This is a genomic window from Anaerocolumna sp. MB42-C2, assembly GCF_030913705.1.
In the GTDB taxonomy this organism is placed as follows: domain Bacteria; phylum Bacillota; class Clostridia; order Lachnospirales; family Lachnospiraceae; genus Anaerocolumna.
This window is the reverse complement of record NZ_CP133190.1, coordinates 2731435-2756809: the sequence shown is the minus strand read 5'-3', so window position 1 is coordinate 2756809 and position 25375 is coordinate 2731435. Positions and strand designations below refer to the sequence as shown.

Sequence of the window (25375 nt, the reverse complement as noted above, 5' to 3'; positions counted from 1 at the left end):
TAATTTATGGAAGATAAAAGATTATTTGAAGAGGCAAAGAAAAGCTGGGGTAAACATTTTGAAATTGCATATCTGGAATATCCTGATGAGAATGTAATACGTTTTTTAAGCAGACATAAATCGGAAGGTGGTAATATTGTAGATTTAGGCTGTGCAACAGGAAGACATACAGAAGCAGCAGTAAAAATGGGCTTTCAGGTTACAGCAGTAGACTTTGCAAAGCAATGCATTGATATTACAAAACAAAGGATTGAACGTTTAGGATTATCGAATAAAGTGAGATATATTCAAAACAATGATATTGATATTTCAGTTGAGGACGCATCACAGGATATTGTAATTGCATGGGGGGTGCTTTTTTCTTATAAAAAAGATATGGTGGCCGCTTATATTAAAGAAATTTGTAGAATTTTAAAACCTAATGGATATATTTTCTGTGATTGCCGCACACAAAGGGATTCATTTTTTAGTGAGACTAATAAAAATGAAGATAATATGTATAAAAGAATGGATGGAGTTTATTATTATATTCCATCATTAGAAGAAATTAAAGGAATTTTTATTGATGCAGGTTTATTTATAGAAAAGGTGGAATTATTTGAATTTACTGAAAATAATATGGAAAAATTGAATTCTTGGTATCACATTACAGCACAGAAAAATTAACACGTAAAAATGTTGAAAATACATATGGATTGATATTACAGCATTATAAGTTGAAAATATAATATTATGAAGTACTGTAATAACAAAATTATATAGTTATGGACATAAAACAATATGTCTGAGGAGAAAAGAAATGGACACATTCAAAAGATTAGAGATGCTTAGAAAATTTGATAACGAGTTGGCCGATCTTTTAGAAGATGAAGAATATAAACAAAGAAAAACTATCGGCTTAATAGCCTCTGAGAATATTGCATCTCCGTTATCTACATGCTTAGAGGGAAGTATATTTACGAATAAAAATACAGAGGGATATCCGGGTAAAAGATATGTTTCTGGTACAACAAATGAAGATAAGATTGAATTACTTGCAATTGAAAGATTAAAAAAGTTGTTTGGGTGTGAACATGCTAATCTTCAGAGTGGAAATGCTTCAATTGCAAATTCATCTGTATTGATGGGACTCTTAAAGCCAGGTGAAAAAATATTATCAATGTCATTATCGGCAGGAGGGCATCTGAGTCATGGGGCTAAGTTTAATTTTAGCGGAAAATTTTATAATGTTGTACAGTATGGAGTAAGTGAAGAGACAGAACAAATTGATATATCAGAGGTAAGAAAAATTGCTATAGAAGAGAAACCTAAAATAATTATATGTGGTGGGTCGGCATATCCGAGGTTAATTGATTATGCGGCATTTAGAAAGATTGCAGATGAAGTAGGAGCATACCTTTGGGTGGATGCTGCACATATTATTGGTTTGATTGCGGGTGGGGCAATACCCTCTCCAGTACCTTATGCAGATGTGGTAACCTTTTCTACTCAAAAAACCTTACGCGGTCCTAGAGGATGTGGAGTTATACTGTGCAAAGAAGAATTGAAAAATAAAATAGACAGAGGTGTTTTTCCAGGAATGCAGGGCGGGCCCAAAGCAGATATGATAGCTGCACGGGCGGTGCTGTTCAAAGAGTGTATGACAAAAGAATATAGTCTGTATCAGCATCAGGTAGTAAAAAATGCAGCCGCACTTGCAGAAGGATGTAAAAATGAGGGATTACGATTAGTAACAGATGGAACGGATACACATTTAGTATTGGTAAAAATACCAGAAAATATTGAATCTGGAAAAGAAGCAGAATTGCTATTGGAATCGGTAGGAATTATAACAAATAAAAATTTGTTACCATTCGATAGGTTATCACCGGAATTGACAAGCGGGATAAGAATTGGAAGCCCTTTGATGACAACGAGAGGTGCAAAAGAAGGTGAAATGAACCGTATTGGCCACCTTATTGGAATTACTTTGAAAAACAAATCGGATAAAAAAGTTTTAGATAAAGTAAAACAAGAGGTAGATAAAATAACTGACAAATACGAAATGTTTGCAAAAGAATGGAACCCAACAGACAGAGGAACTATTAAAAACTAAAAGAGGAGATGCAATTATGCTGATACCATATGGAAGACAATGGATTGATGAAGATGATATACAGGCAGTAGTAGAGACCCTCAAGTCGGATTATCTGACTACTGGCCCTAAAATAGCGGAATTTGAAAAAGCCATTGCTGATTATGTGGGAGCAGAGTATGCCGTTGGAGTATCCAACGGTACGGCTGCTCTTCATGTCGCTTGCCTGGCAGCAGGGCTTCAAAAGGGTGATGAGGTTATTACCTCACCTATAACATTTGTGGCTTCCGCTAATTGTATTCTATATTGTGGGGCCACACCGGTTTTTGCAGACATTGATCCGGTTACCTATAATATTGATCCGGCTGATATCAGAAAAAAAATTACAAATAAAACGAAAGCAATCATTGCAGTACATTTTACAGGACAGCCCTGTGCGATGAATGAAATCAGGCAAATAGCGAAAGAATACAACCTTTTAGTTATAGAAGATGCAGCGCATGCTTTAGGAGCGGATTATAATGGAAAGCGGATCGGCAGCATATCCGATATGACTACCTTTAGCTTTCATCCGGTAAAACATATTACAACCGGTGAAGGTGGCATGATTACCACAAATAATAAAGAGCTTTATGAACGGCTTATTTTATATAGAAGTCATGGTATTACTCGAGATACTTCTCTTTTATTATCAAATGACGGACCATGGTATTATGAGCAGCAGGAATTGGGATATAACTATCGAATTACGGATATACAAAGCGCTCTTGGTTTAAGTCAGATGAAGAAACTGGATTTCTTTATAGCCAGAAGAAGAGAGATTGCGGAAAAATATAATGAGGCATTTAAAGATTTGGATGGAATTATTATACCAGGACAAAAGGAAGGATGTAATAACAGCTGGCATTTATATGTAATCCAGGTTACGGAACAAGACAGAAAAAAGGTTGTTGAAGCACTTCATGCTAAAAATATAGGAGTAAATGTCCATTATATACCGGTTTATACGCAGCCGTATTACCGTAGTCACGGCTATAAAGATGTAATTTGTCCTAATGCAGAAAAAGTATATCAGAATTTTATCAGTCTTCCTATGTATGCCAAATTAACAAATGATGAGCAGGACTATGTTATTAAACAGGTAAAGGAACTAATATAGAAAGGAATTACTATGTTTTATATACGTGGAGATGCCAACTCAGAGATAGGCAGCGGTCATATCATGAGGTGCCTGGCAATAGCTAAGTCTTTGAAAAAACGCGGTGAAGATACTACCTTTATAACTGCGGACAGAGAAGCTGAAAAGTTAATTACCGGGAACGGATTTTCCATGATAAACCTGGATACCACATGGAATAATCTGGAATACGAAATGGAAAAATTGGCTGGAGTAATCCAGAAAATAGGGATTGAAAAGCTAATGGTGGATTCTTATTCTGTCACAGATCGTTATATGCAATTTCTAAGCGATTTAACAAAAGTAATTTATATGGATGATTTAAATGAATCAATTTATCCGCTTGATATGTTAATTAACTATAGCATAAGTGCTGATAAACAAGATTATGAAAAAAAGTATGAGAGTACAAAAATTTTGATTGGTACAAGATATATTCCTTTAAGAGAAGAATTTGCGGGTATTAAACGCATCCATAAAGTTAAGGTCAAAGATATATTAATAACAACAGGCGGTTCTGATTCTTACAATATGTCTGGAGAACTGATAAAATATATTAGAAAATTTTCATTTCTTACGGATTGGAAGCTACATATCGTTGTTGGTACCTTTAATGTTCATAAAGATGAATTATATAAATTGGAAAAAGAATTTCATAATATATTTTTATATGAAAATATATCCCATATTTCTGAACTAATGTGTAAATGTGATATCGCAATATCAGCTGGCGGAACTACCTTATATGAATTATGTGCCTGCGGAATTCCTTCTATTTGTTTTACATTTGCAGATAATCAAATTCGAGGGATAGAAGAATTCAATCGTCAAGGTTTAATATATTATGCCGGAGATATCAGAAATGATATGAATAAAAGTCTTGATTTGATTATAAAGGAACTGAAAGCATTGGATAATGATTATAATCGCAGAGGTAATCTATCTATTCGCATGATGGATTTAGTAGATGGGCAAGGAGCGGATAGAATAGCAGGAGAGATATTAATGTTATAGGAGCTTTGAAACAATATAAAGTAAAGAATAGATAAAATATAAATATCTTATATTTAACGAAAATTGAAGTTAAATTTAGATTATTTGATATAAAATACTGGAGGATTATGGAATGTTAAATGGTAAGAATATATTAATTACAGGTGGAACTGGCTCCTTTGGCAAGAAGTTTTTAGAGATGGTATTTCAAAGATTTAACCCCAATAAAGTTATTATTTATTCAAGGGATGAATTTAAACAAAGTGTCATGAAAACAGAGTATGCTGATAAAGTGGACATGTCTAAGGTACGATTTTTTATAGGGGATGTAAGAGATAAGGATCGACTTTATAGAGCATTTGAAGGTGTTGATTATGTTATACATGCGGCAGCTATGAAACAAGTGCCGACCTGTGAGTATAATCCGTTTGAAGCTATAAAAACGAATATTCACGGTGCACAAAATGTTATAGATGCAGCTCTTGACAAAGGCGTTAAAAAAGTAGTCGCTTTATCTACGGATAAAGCGGTTAACCCTATTAATTTATATGGCGGTACAAAACTCGTATCGGATAAACTTTTTATTGCTGCGAATGCTTATTCAGGGCAGAAAGATACCAGGTTTGCCATCGTTCGATACGGTAATGTTGCAGGAAGCCGTGGTTCCATTATACCTATCTTTCAAAATTTAATGGAAAAAGGTGAAACTGTACTGCCAATTACAGATTTTCGTATGACACGTTTTTGGATAACACTTGAGCAAGGTGTTGAACTGGTGTTTAAAGCATTAGAAGAAGCAAAAGGCGGAGAAACTTATATATCTAAAATTCCTTCATTTAATATTACTGATTTGGCAAAAGCAATGTTACCGAATGCAGAATTAAAAGAAATCGGTATACGCGAAGGTGAAAAACTGCATGAGGTTATGGTAACAAAGGATGATTCCAGATCCACTTATGAATATGATAAGCATTACATTATTTACCCTAATTTTGAATGGGTGGATATAAATAAATCATTATTACCGGGCGGTATATTAGTAGAAGAGGGATTTGAATATAATTCAGGCAATAATACAAAATGGCTCTCCAGTAGTGATTTGGAAAAAGCATTAAAGAGTATTAAGTAAAAGAAATTTAATACAAGAGAGGAATGCCATTAATGATTGCAATAAGTCTTTGCATGATAGTGAAAAATGAGGAAAGAAAATTAGCAAATTGTCTGGATAGTGTCTTAGGTTTTATAGATGAAATAATAATTGCTGATACAGGTTCTACGGATAAAACAAAAGACATTGCGCAGAGATATACGGATAAAATATATGACTATAAATGGAATAATAACTTTAGTGAAGCAAGAAATTACGCTATTAGCAAAGCAAAGAATGAATATATCCTGGTTTTAGACGGTGATGAGATTATCGAAAGCATTGATATGAATTTAATAGAACGCTTAATAAATCAAAAACCTAAACAAATTGGACGGTTATTATGTATTAATGAGTATAACCGAAAGGGTATTGATTATAAATACAAGGAAAGAGTGAGCAGGTTATTTTCAAAAAAACATTTTAAATATGAGGGAATGATTCATGAACAATTAGAACCATATGATAATTCTATTGTTGAAACATATAACGCCCCTATAAAAATTATACACTCAGGATATGGAGGTACTCTAGAAGAAAGAAAGAATAAGGCATTAAGAAATATTAATTTATTAAAACAAGCATTAAAAAAACAACCAAATGATCCGTACATTTTATATCAATTAGGAAAAAGTTATTATATGGAGGAAGATTATGTTGGCTCAAGCAAGTTTTTGGGAGAAGCATTATATTGTGATTTAAATCCTGGACTTGAATATGTGCAGGATATGATTGAAAGCTATGGGTATTCTCTTTTAAATACAGGCCAGTATGAAATCGCTTTACAATTGTTAAATGTATATGATGAATTTTCACAATCGGCGGATTTTATCTTTTTAATTGCATTGGTTTTGATGAATAATGGCAAGTATCAGGAAGCTATTGATGAATTCTTAAAAGCCGCTAAAAAAGAAGTATGTAAGATGGAGGGAGTAAATGATTACCTGGCATTTTACAATATTGGGGTCATTTATGAATGCTTGGGAGATATTAATAGGGCAAAAACATATTATAATAAATGTGAAAACTATAACCTTGCAGTTCTTAGAAGTAAAAAATTATTGACTTCTTGATATAGAGAACGTATCAAAGTTTATATTTATATATATGTACTTGGATTATTTTGCAAAATCCATGAATTGCGGTAAAAGTTGAAGCTCATGCCTTTAATATGCATTTCATGGATTTTTTATATTATTGATTAAAAATCTAAATTAGGAATTCTTAAAAAGGAGTTCATGTAAATTTAAACAAAATGAAAGAATATTTAATTTTTAATAATTTCTAGTATTTTGTCCACATTATTTAACCATGAGTGTGACTGAGCAGCGATAAGAGTACCCTTTTTTGCTATTTCTTCTGCCTTAGTGGGATATGATAGTAAATCTTTTATTCTATCTGTAAATAGCTTTAAATTATTATCGGAAAATAAAATAATATTCTTAGAGTCTATAAATTCAGTATGTACGCTAGGAAAATCGAGTGTTAGGCAGACAGCTCCACACATCATGCTTGTAAAAATTCTTTCGTGAGTACCATTCTGGTGAGTTGCAATATGATTTAAGACCATTTTTGATTTCCCCATAACATTTAATACATCCCCAAATGCCATACCGTTCGATTCAAGTATATTAAGATTATTTATGTGAGCTGATTTAAATTTAGGCCAACCATTACCGGACACTGTTACCGTAATGCCATTATCAAGCAGATATCGTATACATTTATCGCGAGTATAAGCACGTATATATTGATCTACTACTTTTACAATTTCCATTATCTGAGTAAAGTCTTCATCTTCATAGATAAAGTTTATATTATCTAAATATTGATACAGAGTATCCTGTAAATTTTGTGTTGGATCATCGAGCATTTTTTTAATAAATATTATACACATATTTTGATAGACTTCTGGTAGAGCATTAATTTTATTCATTATCTCATCCGGCTCCGAATAAGAACAAGGGAAAAATAAGTCAATTGATCTTTCCTGATAGGGAGTAATAGTACTTGCATTAAATCCTCCATGAGGTAAATAGGTTACATTTTTTATGTTTGTATAATATTTATGAACATAATCAACATGGCTTTGATCAATACAGCCTAAGTATATATTATCCCCATTTACTTGTGATAATCTTAAATTATGATAAATAGGATGATCCACAATATGTCCAAATACAGGAATGTTCAATTGATTGAGTAGAGCGGTTTTACTATCACTTAGGAGAACGTCAAAAAGTAAGGCTTGAAAAGAAAATATTAATGAGCAAGTTATTTTCGTTGCAGTATCAATAAATTCAGTTAATGCTCCATCTGTGGTAAGATCGAATTCAATTACATTATAACCTCTTTTTTTAAATGATTCTATCATGTAATCGGCAGCGATACGTAACACATTGTATTGAGATTGCCCTTTTAAAACTATAATATTTTCCGCCATAAGCTACTTTCTCCATATCTATTTTTTATACAGGTTATTTATATTATTATATTGGTTTAATTTATAAATAGCAATAATTAATTTGTGTTCAGGGTGTATTCATTATATATTTCTTTATACTTTTTGATTATCTCGGTATGAGAGAAAAACTTACGCTAATTACAATGATTTGTACTCAAAGGTGATATGAACGGAGTTCCCAATTAACAAAGCAGAAACTGAGATGAAAATTTTTTCTATCATAAATTCTTCGGAAAATACTTTTGCTAAAAAAACATTATGTCCCTTTACATTTTATTGCTTTATGTCGAAATATAATACATGCGTATATTCATTCAATATACGGCTTGTTTTTAAGAGTAACAAAGAATTTTTGATATACCGTTTGAAAAGTTGCACTTTTATATTGTAATACTTAAGAATTTTTTATGATATTATTGAAATTTAGTTATAATTAATAAATTTTTATAGCAACCTGACAATTAAAGACTTCTTTTATGAATTTCTAGTTATGGATATTAAAGAAAGTAAAACAGAGGTAGTACCTGCCTTGGATGAAAATATAAAACAATTAATTCGGCCAACAAAAATGAGGAAGAAAAACAACCTTACAATTAACCCAAACAAGCCCCATAGTTTTTACTGAGAAAGGATATAACATGAATGCAGATGATAAGCAGATTTTAGGCATTTTAAGAAGTATTGAACAAATAGAAAATATGATACGAAAACAGAATACAGTAAATATGGAGTTAATAAACGATATACATGATGCTATATTGGAAATAAATGAGGCTGTTTTTAGTACTGAAAAGATTAATAATAATAATGCATTAAAATATATAGATTCACTTGGCGCTGATGATAAAAATCTTGAATTGTTTATAATAGAAGTGGACAAATGGAGAAATTTAATTATTCAAACTGTAAAACGCCGATTTGACTTGCCAAGTAGCGTTGACCGGGAATTTTATAAAATAATGGATTATGTTACCGTAACAGATTATACGGATATGGTAGCGAATTGTATTACTAATTTAATAAATATTCGATCGGTTAATGAAGACTACTATCAACAGTTAAAACATTTTTATGGCATTACTAAGGATTTTTGGGGTAGCCTAAATATGGAAATGAATGATTTCGACGTTTTTGAACAAAGATGCAGGGCGCTAAAAGATCATCAGGAGGATTTCATCTGGTTATATGAACGTTTAGAAGATTACCGCTCTAAGATGGTTTTATCTGGTATACTCAGAAACTGGTTATATTTCGATCTTTCTATTTTGTTTCAAATTAAGGAAAATAATTTTGCTGATTATTTTGACATGGATCTTGTTACTTGTAATGAAAATGAAGTATTTGTGGATATAGGAGCTTATAATGGTGATTCGGCAAAAAGTTTTATAGAAACATACGGACATTATAAGAAAATATATTGTTATGAAATTACGGAGGAAAGTGTGTCAAAATGTCACGATACTTTATCCGCTTACGATAATATTGTAATAAGAAATAAAGGTGTCGGAGCGGAGAATAAAACGATGTATTTTCATAAGTTCGGTTTATCAGGCTCTTCCAATATGGTAAAGGAAAAAGGGGAAATACCGGTTGACATTGTATCAATTGATAATGACATAACAGAAAAAGTGACGTTTATTAAGATGGATATAGAGGGTGCAGAACAGGAAGCTTTAAAGGGTTGTAAAAAGCACATAATGAATGAACATCCTAAATTGACCATTTGTACATATCATAATAACGAAGACATATGGAAGATACCTCGTATGATTGAAGAAATGGATCCTAATTATCATTTTTATATGAGATATAATGGAAGTCAACTTGGTCCAACAGAATACGTTTTGTTTGCATTATGACGCATGTGATAATTGTTGTATATAGTAAAGGTTATAGATCAGTTGAAAATAAAATCGGATTATACAATTGTTTCTATTGCAAAACAGAGATTTTTATAGAGAAATTAATCTAATTACATTGGGAAAAAGATTATTAAATGTCTTTTTAGATGTTATAGTATATAAAAATGCATGAGTGAAAGGAGAACCCAGGTCCTGGGGCGCGATTAATATGGAAGAGAAAACTCTGAGAGAACAGCAGATGGAAGCATTGGAGGAATTAGATAATTATCTAAATAGATTATTACCGGCTGTTAAATCAATTATTAATGAATTAAGAGGCGAGAAGAGAGCTGATACAGACGAGTTATTTCAAGCTATTACTAATGGTATTAATTGGACAATTGAGGTACTAAACCGGACGATGGAGATAATAAATGAGAGTGGAGATGCTATTGATAAAGAAAATATTAATATTGCAATAAATAAGTTAAGTATTTCCATAAAAGAACATGACGATTTAGATAAAGCAATGGTTTTGGAAAAATATATTCTGCCCTTTCTGTCAACGCTAAAAAGCAGGATCCAGATAGTCACAAATATAGCTATTTAATTATTTTAGCTTTCCGCAGTAAATTTTCAGTAATAAAACGAAGTGAAAAACTATCCGAGAAATTACTGAATCTATATGCCAGAGAATTATTTATAGCCGGTTCTGAAGGTGATTTTTTAGAAGTGGAGACATATTTTGATGAACAGGCAGAAGAGAATCTGCCTTATGAAAGTTTAAAACTAATTCATTGTGTGTTGGCTAAGTGCGGACGTTTAAGAAAAAATGATTCTAAAAAATAATTACGCCGATTGAGAAGACATTTTCTCACATACGGCGTTTTATTATATATATCATATACACTGTATCAGTATAAACGGTAAAACACATTAAAAATATATCAAGATGTTACCTTGTTATTACTATGAATTATATTTGAAAGAGGTTGAACTTGGTATAATTGCATACCTCTATTACTGTGAAAATTCTAAATGTAAACAAAAAGTATTTGCTGAAGAACTTGAAGGATTTACTGGTACTTACCGCCGAAAAACAGAGCGTTTTGAGCAACTCATTTTAAGTATTGCAATGAATACCAGTTGAGAAGGCTGCTCTCGAATTTGCCGTGAAATGGTAATAAGGTTAGCGATGATACGGTAATAAGGCTATTAATCACTAGATAATGAGAACAGCAAACATCAGTGTGGCAGTTTTATTGGTATTGATGCTTTGCTTTTAAAAAAGGGCAGACTTACGGTACCGTTATCTGTGATGAGTATTCACATAATTCAGTCGCAATTCTTGATGGTCGAGATGGTTCGTCCTTTAAATAATGGCTTAAAGAACATCAATATATAAGAATTTATATCTACTTTTTATGACTACTCTAAGAAATTTCTGCAGATATACAATATAGAATACCATTCATCTAAAAACAGTATTGGGAAGCTAATCAATCATAAAAAAGTTCCTTTTCATTTCATAAAAGCGAACCCAGGTCTTTCAACATATCTGGATGAATAAATACATAGAGTCTGATGACTGACATTATATATCTGATAAATATCCACAAATTTTAATACTGCAGCCAAAGTATTCCCAGAAAATTTTAATAAGAAACGCATGTCATTGCTTATCCTGTTTATAGAATACTTTGAAAACTGCAGCGTAATAAATTTGAAATCTTTTGTGTCAGGTCGCAACAAAGATATTGAAGCAGTAGAAAATGCGGTTGCCAGTTCTCTGAACAACGGGTTACTGGAAGGTATTAATAGTCGGTTAAAAATGATTAAGCGTATGATCTGTTTTAAATTTTGATCACCCATTGCCAGACACTGTAAGTGCTGATAGGACAGTAGATGAGTAATATATATTTCGCAAAAATTAAATTTATCTCTTTATATTTTATTGCTTTATGTCGAAATATAATATATGCTTTATGTATATTGAACAAAAATTAAAACGATAGTTAAAAAGAATGTAAGATGGAAGGTGTAAGCGATTATCTATCTACTATAGGTGTTGGATTTATTTATGAATGTGGAGATATGGAGCGTGCGAAGAAATATTATAATAAATATGCTAAGCATAAAAAAGAAGGTTTATACTCTCAAATTCGTATTCTCTATACAGCGGGTGAATCTCAACGGTCATTCGCCAATCTTCTTGGCATATGGTGCTTTGGTGGCGCCGCATCCGCTTAATGAAAGTACTTACAAAACAATGAGACGGCAGCTATTAGAAAAAGGAATTATATAAAAGAAGATTTTGGCATTTATGATAATACATCGGATTTCCTTGAATGAGGGTAATGAATATAAGTAAATAATTCAATTCGGCGGTCGCATTTGGTTGCGTATTAGGATAACTTTGGTTGCAAATGGTCGCAAAACACGGAAGCTTTCATAGGAAAAAGCGACGAAAATCGGGTGTTTTCTATCCATATCAATGGTACGGTTGTAGCAATAGGAATGTCAAATGCTTATTACGTCGACACAACTAATTTTCAAGAAACAGTAGGAGTAAAAATGGAAAACAATAAAAAACGGTCAAATTTCATCTACGATGATAGTCCAGACTTACACAGGGTAATCGCTATGAGCGATGCATATTATGGCGACGCGTCGAGCGTTATGACGCTGTATCAGAAGACGGGGAAGCCGATAATATACCAATACCATGATTTTGTAAATCCCCTTTCATTGTTGAGCGGCGTTATTGATGGCGATGTGTTGTATACCACATTCTTAACAAACTCGTTGCTTGCAAAAGTTAATTTGAAAAGCGGAGAAGTTGAGACCATTGCGATTGCTGATGACAGTGACGTACTTGCGAACAATCCAAGGATGTTAAGTACATTGCTTAAAGATGAAATATTTTTGATACCGACAAGAACAAAAAACTTAATACGGTATAATGTAAAAAACTCCTCAAAGAAAGAGTATTGGATTAATGAAAATTATTCTGTGAATTTAAATAGGTCGGCTTATCTTGACGGCAAGCTTTACCTTATACCATTTTTCTATCCCGCAATAGGTGTGCTTGATTTGCAAAAAGATGAGTTGAGATTTATAAACATTCCGAATTTCGTGGCAAACAGCACTTATGTACGTTCATCTTGTCTCGCAGGAAACAAAATTATGCTTGTTACACTTAATCCTAATTGTGTTATTGAGTTTGATTGCAACACAGAAAGTTTAAGAACTGTTGATAAAGCATCCGAATATATGTCCATTTGCTATGACGGCAGAAACTGCTGGCTCGGTTGTTTGGACACAAGCTTAGTTAAATGGGATTTAGTTACGGGAGCGAAAACTAAATACCTAAATTTTCCGAAAGGGTTTAAGAGTTCAGAAACACTAAAGCTGTATGTGGCAATATATTTGAACGGTTTTGCCATATTTCAATCGTTGCGGTCAAATATGTTCCTGCGCGTGAATACTCAAACTTCTGAAATAGACGCACTAAATCTGCCACCTGAAGAAAGTACTTTTGACCCGAACATCACGGACGGTTGCTATTATTTGACTGATGACGGTGTTTTCGTTTATCTGTTTTCTCGCAGGAAGACGGCAATAATCAAAGTTGATGTCGCAAAAAACGAGTACGAAGTTATCAAACTTAAATATCCTGAAGATTTACTAAATAGTTTTTCAAAGCAACCGACAGACAAGCCTTTCGGCGAATACGCTGATTATGAAGCAGGGAGATTTCAATATGATTTTGTATATGACATTCCATATTTAGTTGACCACTTGCCGTACACTTTTTCTGAACGCAACATAAGCTCTGGTACAGCGGGCAAAGCAATATATGATTTTGTAAAGAAACAAGTTTTAGGGAACTGAAATAGGAATATCAAAATGAACAGATTTTTTTACGAGCAAATCAGATACCTTCGGAGCAGGGGATGAAAGAGGGCGACAACTTCATAGTTGGCGACCCGCCGAGATACGGGGATGCGATTGTGCCGGTTGTAAGTGGCTATGTCACAAACGGCTTTTGGGCAGGCGATATTGTGGTGCTTAACGGCCGAGGTTGCAAGAGAGAAACATTCGCTAAAAAAATTCAAAGGAAGGTGAAATAACTTGACCACTGCACTGATATTCGCCGGAGGAACCGGCATAAGAATGAACACAGCGAAAAAGCCTAAGCAATTCCTTGAACTGCACGGCAAACCGATTTTAATTTATACGATTGAACACTTTGAATTTCACAACGAAGTGGATGAGATTGTTGTTGTTTGTCTTGAAAACTGGATTAAAGAACTCCGTCGGTTTCTTAGGCTTTACGAGATTACCAAGGTGTCAAAGATAGTTGCGGGCAATCCCGAGGGCGGAGATTATTCCATCTACAACGGGTTGAAAGCAATGGAAGAAATGCACAAATTTGACGATATTGTGCTTATTCACGATGGAGTCCGTCCGTTGATAAACGCAGAATTGATTTCTGAGAACATCGCCAAGGTAAAAGAATTCGGGAACGCGATAACTTGCGAACCTGTCGTAGAGAGTGTTATCAGAAGCGTTGACGGTAAAACAGTTGGTGATGTTCCCTCACGTTGGGAAATGTATTCCGCGAAAGCACCTCAAAGTTTTCGTTACGGCGAGATTTATGAGTTGTATAAACGGGCTAAATCTGACGGATTTCGTGCAATTGATTCTGCTAATCTGTGCAGTCATTATGGCACAAAAATGAACATCGTTAAAAGCTCGACCAACAATATTAAAATCACAAAACCCCAAGATTTCTACATCTTCCGCGCCTTATATGAGGCAATGGAGAATGAGCAGATACTTGGGATATAATAAAGAGAGGTTTTGAAATGTCAGTATTAGCAACTTGTGTAACCAAAATTTTGCAAGGGAAACAACTTGTTTTCTTTGGTTGCGGAACATATTCCCGAATTGAAATAGAACTGCTTAAAGATAAAATCGCATATTTTCTTGACAATAATCCTTTGCTGCAAGGCAGGAGTTTTTACGGTAAACCAATATTCAATTCATCAAAATTGCTTGACGAAAATGCCGATAACATCACGGTAATTATTAATACTGAATTTTATAGAGAAATAGCTTTGCAGTTACGGTCGCTCGGATTTGCGGATATTTACTCGAACGAATATAAAAATGCTGATGAACCTATTCCTGAAACCGCTCTGACAGATACGCATTTTTTGGTGAGAAAATATAATGTTTTGCAAGAACTTGATATTGAAGAATGTATAGTGTTATTTGACCCCCAATCTAAAGAACTTTACAAAAATATCATAGAAAAATACAGAACCGCTAATATGGATTTCAGCGATTTGTCGAGCAAAGAACCAATGTATTTTAACGACATTCTTACGCTTGCGGAAAATGAAGTTTTCGCGGATTGCGGAGTTTATGACGGGCGGAATATTGTAGATTTTATCTTCGAAACAAACGGAAAATATAAAGCAGTATACGGCTTTGAACCCGACAACACGAACTACGCCTTGTTGCAACGTTGTTTCGGCGATATGGACAAAATTCAATTACTCAACATGGCTGTCGGAAATGTGAATGGAGAGATAAGTTTTGATATGCGTGGAACTATGAGCAGTAAAATAGTTCAAAATGCCAGTGATAAAAATTTGACAAAAGTAAACATAATGAAACTTGACACAATGAAAATCCCGCCGACTCTTATAAAAATGGATATTGAAGGCGGAGAATATGACGCTTTGCTTGGTGCGGAACGTATTATCACGGAAACAAAACCGAAACTGGCGATTTCCGTCTACCATTGCGATGACGATTTATACAGATTGCCAATGTTAATTCATAAATTTAGACCGGATTATAAGTTCTATTTGCGGCATCATACCAACGCTTATGTGGACACGGTGCTATATGCGTATTGATTTTGTCGTGTTACGAGGCAATGACGGGTGAGCAGATATTTGGAATTTAATATGAAAGAGCAGGATAAAAATGTCGGTAATATCAACAAGTGCAAGTAAAATAATGGTAAGCATAATTATCCCGATTTACAATTCGGAACTGTTTCTTGTACGGTGTCTGTCTTCTGTGGCAGGACAAACGTACAAAGATTTAGAAGTACTGTGCGTAGACAACGGCTCAACTGATGGTAGCAGAAAGATATGCGCTGAATTTGGGGAAAAAAATAGTCGGTTCAAATATTTTTACTTGCCTATAAATAGTGTAAGTGCGGCGAGAAATTTCGGAATAGAACAAGCAACGGGCGAATATATATCGTTTTTGGATTCCGATGATTCAATTGACAGTTTTTTTATTGAACATATGATCGATGTGGTGAAAGAAAATAGTTCCGACATTGCCGTATGTGATATAAATTATATCGATTCCGTTACTGGAGACTTGTCTGTTTCAAGAATTCGTTTTGACGATGTTATTCGCAGGCTTAATGTTTGCAGAACATTTTGTTGGGGCAAAGTATATCGTAAAAGTTTGTTTGACAATATGCGGTTTCCGAACTTAAATTATTTTGAAGATGTTGCGGTAATCCCGGCTGTTGTAGCGTATGCAAAAACAGTAAGTTATGTGAAAAAGCCACTTGTTAATTATTACAGAAACAGAAAAAACAGTTTGTCGGAGAACTATGACGGGAATTGTTTAATTGAGGCTTTGCAAACTCTTAAACAAAACCTGATAAAACTTGGAGTATTCGAAACTTATATTGATGAATTCAAGAAAATGTTTATATCGCAAATGCGCTTTCTGTGCCGCAGATTTAATAATTTTATTGTGGAGAAATCAGAATTCGAGAAAATCAAGGAGTATTTGTTGACGATTGATACTAACCTTGAAAAGTTATGGGCTTGCAAGTTCTATGCAAGCGGGGATAATGCGTTAATAAGCGGAACGGACAAAGCAGTCGTTTTCGTTGAGCAAATTGTCAGCGATATAGAGACAGCGGACTTCATAATCTGCTACTCTGATTGCACTCAAACTTTTGAAAAGCCCGTTATAAAAATACCGAAAAATGATTCGAGTGATGACTTTGTCGGGCTTACTTATGATATAGCAGAAAATATCATTGAATATTTCATAGAAAAGAAAGAAGGAACTTACTGTGGATGATTCTTTACCATTTGTTTCAATAGTGCTTCCCGTATTTAACGGTTCGCGGTTCTTGTGTGAAAGTATCGATAGTGTCATAGCACAGACATATGCAAACCTGGAACTTATAATTGTTGATGATTGCAGTACGGACGAAACGCCAACCATAATCGCTGAATATATAAACAAGGATAGCCGTATTCGTAGCGTAAGGCACGACAAAAATAAATATTTGCCTCAGGCACTAAACACAGGCTTTGAACTTGCAAAAGGTGAACTTTTCACTTGGACGAGCGACGATAATATCTATCTGCCGAACGGAATCGAAACATTGGTGAATTATCTTAGGCAAAATATTGAAACAGACGTTGTCTATGGGAACGAGCAAATAATTGACAGCAACGATAATGAAATAGTAAAGCCCGATGCCATTGCACAAATTCTTGAACCTGAGTGTATACCGATATTGTCTTGCGTTGGCGGTTACTTTCTTTTTAGAAAGAAAGTGTATTTCGAAGTCGGCGGATATGAGCCTGATTGGTTTCTGGTTGAGGACTGGCATTTTTGGCTGAAAGCGTATAACACCGGATTCATTTTTAACAAAATTAATGAATGCAATTATAAATACCGTGACAGTTCGCAGTCGCTAACCTCAACGAGAGCCACTGACATACAAAGACGATGTATGGAATTGTCGCTTGAAAATTTGGAAAATAATCAGCATATTTATTCGACTGAAATTGTTGTTCGCTCGTATTTGAAGTGTGTTGGTTTTGCTTATCGTATCCCTGATATTTTGGCAGGTCTGAAATGTTTGGAAAAAGCGCAACAAATAAATGAGAATGCTTTGGACTTATTAAAACCGCAAATTAAGGAGTGGGTTATGGCACAGCCATTAGTTTCAATAGTGCTTCCTGTATATAATGGCTCACTGTTTTTGCGTGAAAGCCTCGACAGCGTTATTTCGCAGACATATGCAAACTGGGAATTGATTATTGTTGATGATTGCAGCACGGATGAAACACCGAACATAATCGCCGAGTATATAAACAAGGATGACCGTGTTCGTAGTGTAAAGCATGACAAAAACCAATATCTGCCCCAGGCACTAAACACAGGTTTTGAACTTGCCAAAGGCGAATTTTTCACTTGGACAAGTGACGACAATATATATTTGCCGAATGGCATTGAGACGTTAGTAAAATACCTTAATCAAAATCCTGAAACAGATGTTGTTTATGGAAATGAAATATATATTGACGATTTCGGTAACAAAATCGCAGGTGATTATATCGGTGACCCTGAGGAAATCCCTATAATTTCTGCAATTGGCGGGTACTTTATGTTCCGTAGGGATGTCTACGCAGATGTTGGCGGGTATGATAAAAACTGGTTTTTAGTGGAAGACTGGCTTTTCTGGCTGACGGCATACAATAAAGGCTATATTTTCGGCAGAATAAACGAGGCAAATTATCTATACCGTCGTTCCACAATATCGCTTACAATGACAAAACAGAAAGAGATTCAGCGAATAAGATTGAAATTGTCATTGAAAAATTTAGCAGAAAACGCAAGCAAATACACTTCGCAAATTGCTATGAGGGCATATCTTAAAAATATTCGTGCCTGTTATGTTTTAAAAGACAAGGGAAATGCACTAAAATGCCTGTCGTCGGCTCGCGGATATAATGAAAACGCAGAGCGGTTTCTTAACTTGGAACTGCTTAACTGGATAAAAGGAGAATAAAAATGTCGTTATTACCAAAAAAACAAATTCTGTCGCTTATAAGCAAACTCGAAAACGAGTCTGCCGGAAAGAGAATCGCCTTATTTGGTGCAGGGCAAATTGGTCAGGAAGCGGTAAAGTTTCTGCTTGAAAACGGGATTGAAATAGCTTGTATTGCCGACAATAACCCCAATCGTTACGGCGAAACTATCGGTGGCATTAAAATTGTTTCGCCGAGCGAAATTGACAAGAATATTTATTTGATATTGATTTCTTGTAACTTTTTCAGCGAGGTTTCATCACAACTTAGTGAACTTGGGTTTAACAATTTTGCGTCTTACTTTCTGTTCAAATCACATTACAAAATACCACCGTTCAAGTTCCCGAACGCCAGTTCCGTTGAAAAAGCTTTAACTTGGATTTTGGAGAATCAGCAGGCAAACGGCGGCGTTTCGGTATATCGTGGTTGTGAATATGAATATCCGGAAGTGACTGGATATATTATTCCGACTATGCTCCAATATGGGTTCAAAGAACAAGCCGAAAATATGGTTAAATTCTTGAATTCCATTATCAATAATGACGGCTCCTTTAACGCCGCAGGGTCAGAACGCCCGTATTTGTTCGACACCGCGCAGGCCTTACGCGGCCTTAACGCCATTTATAAAGTTACCAACAAATACTACGGCATACAGTGCAGGGCGGCAAAATATCTTTTCAACGCCCTTGAAAGTAACGGCGGCATTTTCATGAAAAGTTACGAGGACGACAAAATTATCCCAGAAACAATAATGCTGTTCGCCTTGCCCGCAATGCTTGATTTTGCGAAGTTGACAAATGACAATGGCAAAATAGAGCAGGTTCATAATGCGGTTAAAACCTATTTGTCCGCCCCGGATGTTTGCTCGATTAAAACATTAACGCATTTCCTCGCATATCAAATTGACGGACTTATTGATATGGGCTATACTGATGCCGTGACAGAGATTATTGATAAACTGCTCGCTTCTCAAAAAGAGGACGGTTCTATTCCGGCGTTTGAGGGTGTGGATTGGGTGTGCTTAACGGGCTGTTCACAAATTGCGATTTGCCTTTACAAACTCGAAAAGTATGAACCTGCAAACCGTATAATGAAATATTTAGAATCCGCTATGGAAAATAATGGAGGATTTTTAGGTAGTGTTGGTGACGGAGCGGAATATTATCCCGACCGCGAATTGTCTTGGGCTGTTAAGTTTTATCTTGACGCCTATAAATTGATGATAAAGTCTCATTTTGACAATGAGTTTTCGCTTGTTGCGCCTGATACAATCGAAAAAGATAATGCCGAAGTTACAAAGGTTATCAGCGAAATTAAAGACGGCGACAGCGTATTAGAAGTAGGTTGCGGCAAAGGCAGGATACTGAAACGTATTCAAGAGGAATATCCGGAATGTGATTTGCAGGGTGTTGATATTTCAAGCGGAATGCTTTCTTATGTTCCTGATACGATTAATACAACTGTCGGCGATATTGAGTTTTTGCCGTTTGGAAATGACTTGTTCGATGTGATTTACACGGTTGAATGTATAGAACATTCGCCGAATTTACGTGCGGCTATCAGGGAACTTGCCCGTGTGTGCAAGTTTGGCGGTAAAATAATTATCATTGATAAGCAGTTGTCCGGTTGGGGCAGACTTGATACACCGCCTTGGGAAAGATGGCCTGACAGGAATGTTTTAGAAGAATTATTAAAAGAATACTGCGATGATGTTTCTTCAAGCGAGTTGCATCAAAAAAGCGATGACGAGCGTGATGACTTGTTTGTAATATGGAAAGGCGCAAAAAGAGGGAAAAATGATAACGGCAAAAAGACTATATTTTTCGGAGCCGGTGCGGATTGCCGAAACGCGCTGTATTACGCCGAGCGTTCGGATATGAAAATTGACGGCATTGTTGATAACAACAGCAAACTGTGGGGCGGCAGTTTAGGCGGAATTACAATCAGTTCCCCTGAAATATTGCGTTCGGGCGATAAAAGCAAATGCAAAGTAATCGTTACTGTTGGATATAAATTTTTTCCGCAAATAAAAGAGCAACTTGCGGAATACGGTTATGATTATGAAGTTGATTTCTTTGAATGGAGTAAGATATTCTTGGGCGGATATACGAATTTCGGGGATACATCAGGGGTTTTACATCTGTCATCTAATATGGAAATGGTGAAAACCGTTGCCAAAAATAGGCTTGTTGTCGATAGAACCGAAAACTGCGTGTACCGCTTAATAGCAAATGATTTGTCTGACGAATACAAAGATGTATTTTCACACTGTGCGTCTGGCGGATTGTTTAATAAATATTTAGTTCCGACTGAAATTTCAGATAAAAAAATCGCAGACGGCTATCCGCTTTGTTTCAAACATGAGTTTTTGCCGATGGTCACATATTGCGTAGAATGGTCACCGCAGATGTTTTATGATTATACTTTGTTTATGCTCGACTTTTTTGCGGAATTAGATAAAAACGGGCTCTGTTGCTTAGACGGTCACGCATTTAACGCGACATTCAATAACGGCAAATTTGTGTTCTTTGATTTTGATGCGGTTCGTATTGGTAAAATGCCTTGGTTTTATCTGCAAGAATTTATTAACGACCACTTCGTTATTTTGCTGATGATGTCAGAGAACTTGCGTGAAAAGGCATATTTGTATCTTAACAATGCTGAACAAAAACTGTCATTTAAGGATGTTTCGGCGTATTTATCCACAGAGAAAGTTGCTCTGTTTAATAAAGTGTTTTCCGAGTGTAATCAATATTCGGTTGATGGGGAAATACAAAAATGTTGCGATGTTCTAAGTGAATATATTAAAAGCATAGATTTGGGCGAAATGTTCCAAACAGGTTGGAATGGCTATCAAAACGAATTATATGACACAGGTGAAAGTGAAAAACTCTCAGAAAAGCAAAACGCCGTAATCGAAATGGTTCGCAGTGTCAGCCCTAAAACTATTATAGATTTGGCGGGAAATATGGGCTGGTATGGCTTTGCTCTCAAAAACGAGGTTGAGCGTTATATTGTCGCCGATTTAGACCACGCCTGTGTGGATTTTGTCTTCAAGACGGTTGCTACCAATGGGATTAAGAATATTTATCCGGTGTATCTCAACCTTATTACTCCAACGCCTGATTATTACCGCGACACGCCTATTGGAAACACCGCAATTGTTCCTTGGCGTGACAGCGCAATAAAAAGAATGAAAAGCGATATGGTTCTTGCCCTTGCCGTTATGCACCATTTGGCGTTTGCGCAACAGTTATCGTTCAAAGAAATAATAGGACAGTTTGCGTCGTTTTCAACAAAATGGCTTATTATTGAGTGGATTGAACGCGAAGACAGTGTTGTTTCACTCGCGCTTAAAAATGCGGACTTTGGTTGGTACACAAAGGATAATTTTGAGGCGGAACTTTGCAAAAGATATAAAATTTTGCAAGTGAAAAATTCTGAGTCAACAAGGGTTTTGTACTTGTGCGAAAAATTCTCTGACCAAAAGGTGATGAAATGAAAATAGTTAGCGACGAACTTTGTACTGGTTGTGGGGTATGCAAAATAAAATGCCCATATGGTGCTATTTCAATGGAGTACCGCAAGGCGTTTTTATATCCTGTTGTAGATGAAAGTAAATGTGTAAATTGCGAAATTTGCAAAAACGTATGTCCATTATTAAAGAACGAGTATCCAATGCAAGAAGAACCGAGTGCATTTTATGGTGTTATTCACAATAACTGGGAAGTGCGGAAACAGTCTAGCACGGGTGGAGCATTTAGCCTGATTGCAGAGGAGGTTATTCGCAGAAATGGAGTTGTTTTCGGTGCGGCGTTTACGGCTGATTTTGAAGTTCGTCACATCGGCGTTGCGGTAACTGAGGATTTAAAGGAATTGCGTCAATCAAAATATGTCCAAAGCAATACTCTTTCTGCATATACTGAAATTATTAATCTGCTTGGACAAGGCAAACTTGTGTTGTATTCAGGTTGCCCCTGCCAAGTGGCCGGTTTATTGCAAATCACTGGGGTTCACGATAACCTTTATACTGTTGATTTTGTGTGTAACTCTATCACTTCCCCGCTATATTGGGCGGACTATGTTCGTGAAATGGAAAAAGAATATGGATCAAAATTACAAAAAATAAATATGCGAACAAAGTCCAGGCCCTGGACAATGTTCGCACAAGAATTTAAGTTTGCAAATAAATATGCGAACATTGGAAGTGATAATTATGTAATGGCATTTTGTTCCTACCATTTAATATCGCGTTCATGTTGTTATCAGTGTAAATTTCGAGAGAAAAAGCACAAAAGCGATTTCACGCTTGCAGATTTCTGGAATGTGCGAGATTTTGATGATGATTTATTTGACGACGGGGGAACAAGTTTGATGATTGTTCATACACAAAGAGGAGAAGACTTGTTTGAACATTGCAAACCATTTTGTACGCAAAAGAAAGTAACCTTGTCTGATGAATGGTTAGGCAAAAACCTTCCAATGATTACCAATCAACCGACTCCGTCAGTATATCGGAGCGAATTTAATGACAGATTCGGCAAAGGGGAATCTGTTTTGAAACTCATAAAGGAGTATATCTCAAAATGAAAATTGGCATTGTAACTTTCCATTTTGCACATAATTACGGGGCTTTGCTTCAATGTTACGCACTTAAAATGTTTCTGCAACAGAAAGGATTTGATGTGTCGGTTATTGATTATGCTCCCGATTATCATAGAAGTGTATATCCTGCAACAAATTCCGTATTTGAAAAATTTATATGCGAAAACATTATGCCTAAACCATATGGCATCGATGATAAATACGATATCATCATATACGGAAGCGATACGGTATGGCATCCGTTTGATTTTTCTACATTTAAAGGCTTTGATACAGCATATTTTGGAAAAGTATTTGAAAGTGGCAAGAATATTGCGTTTTCCGCAAGTGCGAATATGAAAGCATATCGGCAAAAAGATTTATTAGATTTGCCCGCGTTGTTACAGAACTTTGACGCTATTGCTGTGCGTGAAAGTTTATTGAAAGATTTTTTGCAACCATATTATAGCAACCCGATACATCACACTTGCGATCCAACCTTATTGCTTGATACTCAAACTTGGTCAAGTCTCTGTGCACAAAGTTTGCAACTCGATAAGCCATATGTATTTGTGTACAATCAGCAGTTTGCATCTTCGACAATGTATGATATTATTGATACATTTATGCGTAATAATGGCAGTTTGTTGCCGGTGTATTTAATCGATCTTCACGGCAATAGCTATCTTCGCGAATCTTGTGGAAGAATAATAAAAAAGAATATTTCGCCGTTTGATTTTGTCTCTCTTATAAAGAATGCGGAATATGTATTCGTTTCGTCCTTCCATGGATGTTCTTTTTCTGCGATTTTTGCTAAGCAATTCAATGTGATGTACAAACATTCAGGAGAAAGAATAGATTCGTTTCTAAATAAAATCGGATTACACGAGCGTCTTGTGACCCATTCAAATTTTATTAATTTCCGCAATAATATTGAATGGGACAAACCGGCGTTTTTACTGCAACAACATATCAATGATTCTAAAAATTGGCTACTAAATCAATTGGAGGTACAATCATAAATGAAAATTAATATAATTGCTCCATTTACGTTAAAAGCCGTGTATTTGGCAGAAAAACTTATAGCGAGTGGCGAGAACGTTCGTTTTTTTGACAAAAGCGTAATGTTGCAAGGCAAAGAGTATAAAGGGATACTTATTGAACCTTATGAGGCGAGTGAAAATGCCAAGGTTTATATATGTCATAAAGTTCACCAACTGGAAATAATGATGGAATGTGAACGTTTGGGGTTTTCCGAAATTTCGAAATATGAGGATTTAATGTCGAAGGACGACGAAATTATTGCCTCAACACGAATAGACTTGGAGTCGCTTATGGCAATTAAGCCGGAAGAGTTTTATTTTTCTTGGCAACGAGAAATTAATACGAACCGTTTTTTAGCCGGTTTAGAGACTTCAAAAAGAGCGGACGCAATCTGCTTTGATGCAATTGACTTAATGATAACAGACAGGTGCACGCTCAAATGCGATGGTTGTGCGGCGTTAATGCACTATTTCGTCCGTCAGACGGATGTCCCTTTTGAAATAATAAAAAAAGGAATAAGCAATGCAAAAAAATATATTGACTACGTTGATTATCTGATGATACGGGGAGGGGAGCCGTTTATTCACCCTGATTTACCGAAAATTCTATATTGCGTGCGCGAAGAGCAATTTGGCAGACGCCCCGTGCTGATTACTAATGGTACGTTAATTCCTAAAAGCGATGTTGTGAGAGTGATGAAAGAAACCGATGTTGAAGTAGATATATCTGATTATGGTGATGCTTCGTGTAAACTGGTTGAATTGGTTGATTTGTTAAAAAGCAACAGTATTAAGCATAGAGTATTAAAACATCCGCATTGGAGCAGAATCCGCGCAATATCTGAAAAGCATGAGGATGGCGCGAAAAAGCGTGCCGAATGTCATTTTTGTGTCCAACTGAAAGGTTCAAAATTCTATATATGTAGTTTTCTTGCCGCCGAAAGAGAACTAGGACATATTCCAATTAATGTTACCAACAGTGTGGATTTTTCTGAAATGCATTGCAATCGTCAGTTGCTCCGAGATTATTTAAGCGGAGTAGTCGTTCCGCAAGGCTGTTCGTGGTGCAACGGCGCAAGTCAAGCACAATATGATTTTGACAAAATTCCCGTTGGGAAGCAATTAAGAGAGTCTGTAACCTATAAAAAATATTGTGAACTGGAGTAAATATAT

22 protein-coding genes are annotated in these 25375 nt (G+C 35.4%); 21 read left to right on the top strand and 1 reads right to left on the bottom strand.

Annotated elements, in window-relative coordinates:
• The first annotated feature begins 6 nt into the window (after window positions 1-6).
• The 6 genes from RBU59_RS12025 to RBU59_RS12000 all read left to right on the top strand — a co-directional run bounded on the left by RBU59_RS12025 (window position 7) and on the right by RBU59_RS12000 (window position 6464).
• Entirely contained in the window at window positions 7-666 is a 660-nt protein-coding gene (locus RBU59_RS12025; protein ID WP_308148108.1) for a class I SAM-dependent methyltransferase, read from the top strand.
• A 133-nt stretch (window positions 667-799) separates the two neighbouring features.
• Window positions 800-2095 (top strand): serine hydroxymethyltransferase, encoded by a 1296-nt coding sequence (gene glyA, locus RBU59_RS12020; RefSeq protein ID WP_308148107.1) that lies wholly within the window; start codon window positions 800-802, stop codon window positions 2093-2095.
• A 16-nt stretch (window positions 2096-2111) separates the two neighbouring features.
• Window positions 2112-3233, top strand: a complete 1122-nt coding sequence (pseC, locus tag RBU59_RS12015; RefSeq protein WP_308148106.1) for a UDP-4-amino-4,6-dideoxy-N-acetyl-beta-L-altrosamine transaminase — start codon at window positions 2112-2114, stop codon at window positions 3231-3233.
• A gap of 12 nt (window positions 3234-3245) precedes the next feature.
• Entirely contained in the window at window positions 3246-4265 is a 1020-nt protein-coding gene (gene pseG / locus RBU59_RS12010) for a UDP-2,4-diacetamido-2,4,6-trideoxy-beta-L-altropyranose hydrolase (RefSeq protein ID WP_308148105.1), read from the top strand.
• Window positions 4266-4377: 112 nt separating this feature from the next.
• Window positions 4378-5373, top strand: coding sequence for a UDP-N-acetylglucosamine 4,6-dehydratase (inverting) (pseB, locus tag RBU59_RS12005; RefSeq protein ID WP_308148104.1), 996 nt, complete (start codon window positions 4378-4380; stop codon window positions 5371-5373).
• A 32-nt stretch (window positions 5374-5405) separates the two neighbouring features.
• The gene (locus RBU59_RS12000; RefSeq protein ID WP_308148103.1) at window positions 5406-6464 is read left to right on the top strand and encodes a glycosyltransferase; all 1059 of its coding nucleotides are present in this window, start codon (window positions 5406-5408) and stop codon (window positions 6462-6464) included.
• A 194-nt stretch (window positions 6465-6658) separates the two neighbouring features.
• Here the strand turns inward: RBU59_RS12000 and RBU59_RS11995 are convergent, their stop codons facing one another.
• On the bottom strand, window positions 6659-7834 hold the full coding sequence (locus tag RBU59_RS11995; protein ID WP_308148102.1) for a glycosyltransferase: 1176 nt from the start codon (window positions 7832-7834) through the stop codon (window positions 6659-6661).
• A gap of 659 nt (window positions 7835-8493) precedes the next feature.
• On the opposite strand from RBU59_RS11995, the gene RBU59_RS11990 reads away from it, so the two are divergent.
• The 15 genes from RBU59_RS11990 to RBU59_RS11925 all read left to right on the top strand — a co-directional run bounded on the left by RBU59_RS11990 (window position 8494) and on the right by RBU59_RS11925 (window position 25369).
• Window positions 8494-9714, top strand: coding sequence for an FkbM family methyltransferase (locus tag RBU59_RS11990; protein WP_308148101.1), 1221 nt, complete (start codon window positions 8494-8496; stop codon window positions 9712-9714).
• Window positions 9715-9925: 211 nt separating this feature from the next.
• Window positions 9926-10306, top strand: coding sequence for a molecular chaperone (locus RBU59_RS11985; protein ID WP_308148100.1), 381 nt, complete (start codon window positions 9926-9928; stop codon window positions 10304-10306).
• Between the two features lie 372 nt (window positions 10307-10678).
• A complete protein-coding gene (locus RBU59_RS11980) occupies window positions 10679-10846 on the top strand; it encodes a hypothetical protein (RefSeq protein WP_308148099.1) in 168 nt (55 codons plus the stop codon).
• A 519-nt stretch (window positions 10847-11365) separates the two neighbouring features.
• Window positions 11366-11560, top strand: a complete 195-nt coding sequence (locus tag RBU59_RS28785; protein WP_442871703.1) for a transposase — start codon at window positions 11366-11368, stop codon at window positions 11558-11560.
• A 167-nt stretch (window positions 11561-11727) separates the two neighbouring features.
• Window positions 11728-11946: a hypothetical protein gene (locus RBU59_RS11975; protein WP_308148098.1), complete on the top strand. Its 219-nt coding sequence runs from the start codon at window positions 11728-11730 to the stop codon at window positions 11944-11946.
• Between the two features lie 324 nt (window positions 11947-12270).
• Window positions 12271-13590, top strand: a complete 1320-nt coding sequence (locus tag RBU59_RS11970; protein WP_308148097.1) for a hypothetical protein — start codon at window positions 12271-12273, stop codon at window positions 13588-13590.
• Between the two features lie 62 nt (window positions 13591-13652).
• Window positions 13653-13829, top strand: coding sequence for a hypothetical protein (locus tag RBU59_RS11965; RefSeq protein ID WP_308148096.1), 177 nt, complete (start codon window positions 13653-13655; stop codon window positions 13827-13829).
• A gap of 1 nt (window position 13830) precedes the next feature.
• Window positions 13831-14550, top strand: coding sequence for an IspD/TarI family cytidylyltransferase (locus RBU59_RS11960; protein WP_308148095.1), 720 nt, complete (start codon window positions 13831-13833; stop codon window positions 14548-14550).
• Window positions 14551-14567: 17 nt separating this feature from the next.
• Window positions 14568-15629, top strand: a complete 1062-nt coding sequence (locus RBU59_RS11955; RefSeq protein WP_308148094.1) for an FkbM family methyltransferase — start codon at window positions 14568-14570, stop codon at window positions 15627-15629.
• Between the two features lie 70 nt (window positions 15630-15699).
• Window positions 15700-16830 carry a glycosyltransferase family 2 protein gene (locus RBU59_RS11950; protein ID WP_308148093.1) on the top strand — a complete coding sequence of 377 codons (1131 nt, stop codon included), beginning with the start codon at window positions 15700-15702 and terminating at the stop codon, window positions 16828-16830.
• Complete coding sequence (locus tag RBU59_RS11945) at window positions 16823-18556, top strand: glycosyltransferase family 2 protein (protein ID WP_308148092.1); 1734 nt, start codon at window positions 16823-16825, stop codon at window positions 18554-18556. The genes RBU59_RS11950 and RBU59_RS11945 overlap by 8 nt, the downstream gene beginning before the upstream one ends.
• Before the next feature lie 2 nt (window positions 18557-18558).
• Complete coding sequence (locus tag RBU59_RS11940) at window positions 18559-22077, top strand: methyltransferase domain-containing protein (protein ID WP_308148091.1); 3519 nt, start codon at window positions 18559-18561, stop codon at window positions 22075-22077.
• On the top strand, window positions 22074-23165 hold the full coding sequence (locus tag RBU59_RS11935) for a Coenzyme F420 hydrogenase/dehydrogenase, beta subunit C-terminal domain (RefSeq protein ID WP_308148090.1): 1092 nt from the start codon (window positions 22074-22076) through the stop codon (window positions 23163-23165). The genes RBU59_RS11940 and RBU59_RS11935 overlap by 4 nt, the downstream gene beginning before the upstream one ends.
• A complete protein-coding gene (locus RBU59_RS11930; protein ID WP_308148089.1) occupies window positions 23162-24181 on the top strand; it encodes a polysaccharide pyruvyl transferase family protein in 1020 nt (339 codons plus the stop codon). Before RBU59_RS11935 ends, RBU59_RS11930 begins: the two co-directional genes overlap by 4 nt.
• Window positions 24182-25369 carry a radical SAM protein gene (locus RBU59_RS11925; protein WP_308148088.1) on the top strand — a complete coding sequence of 396 codons (1188 nt, stop codon included), beginning with the start codon at window positions 24182-24184 and terminating at the stop codon, window positions 25367-25369.
• Window positions 25370-25375: the final 6 nt, after the last annotated feature.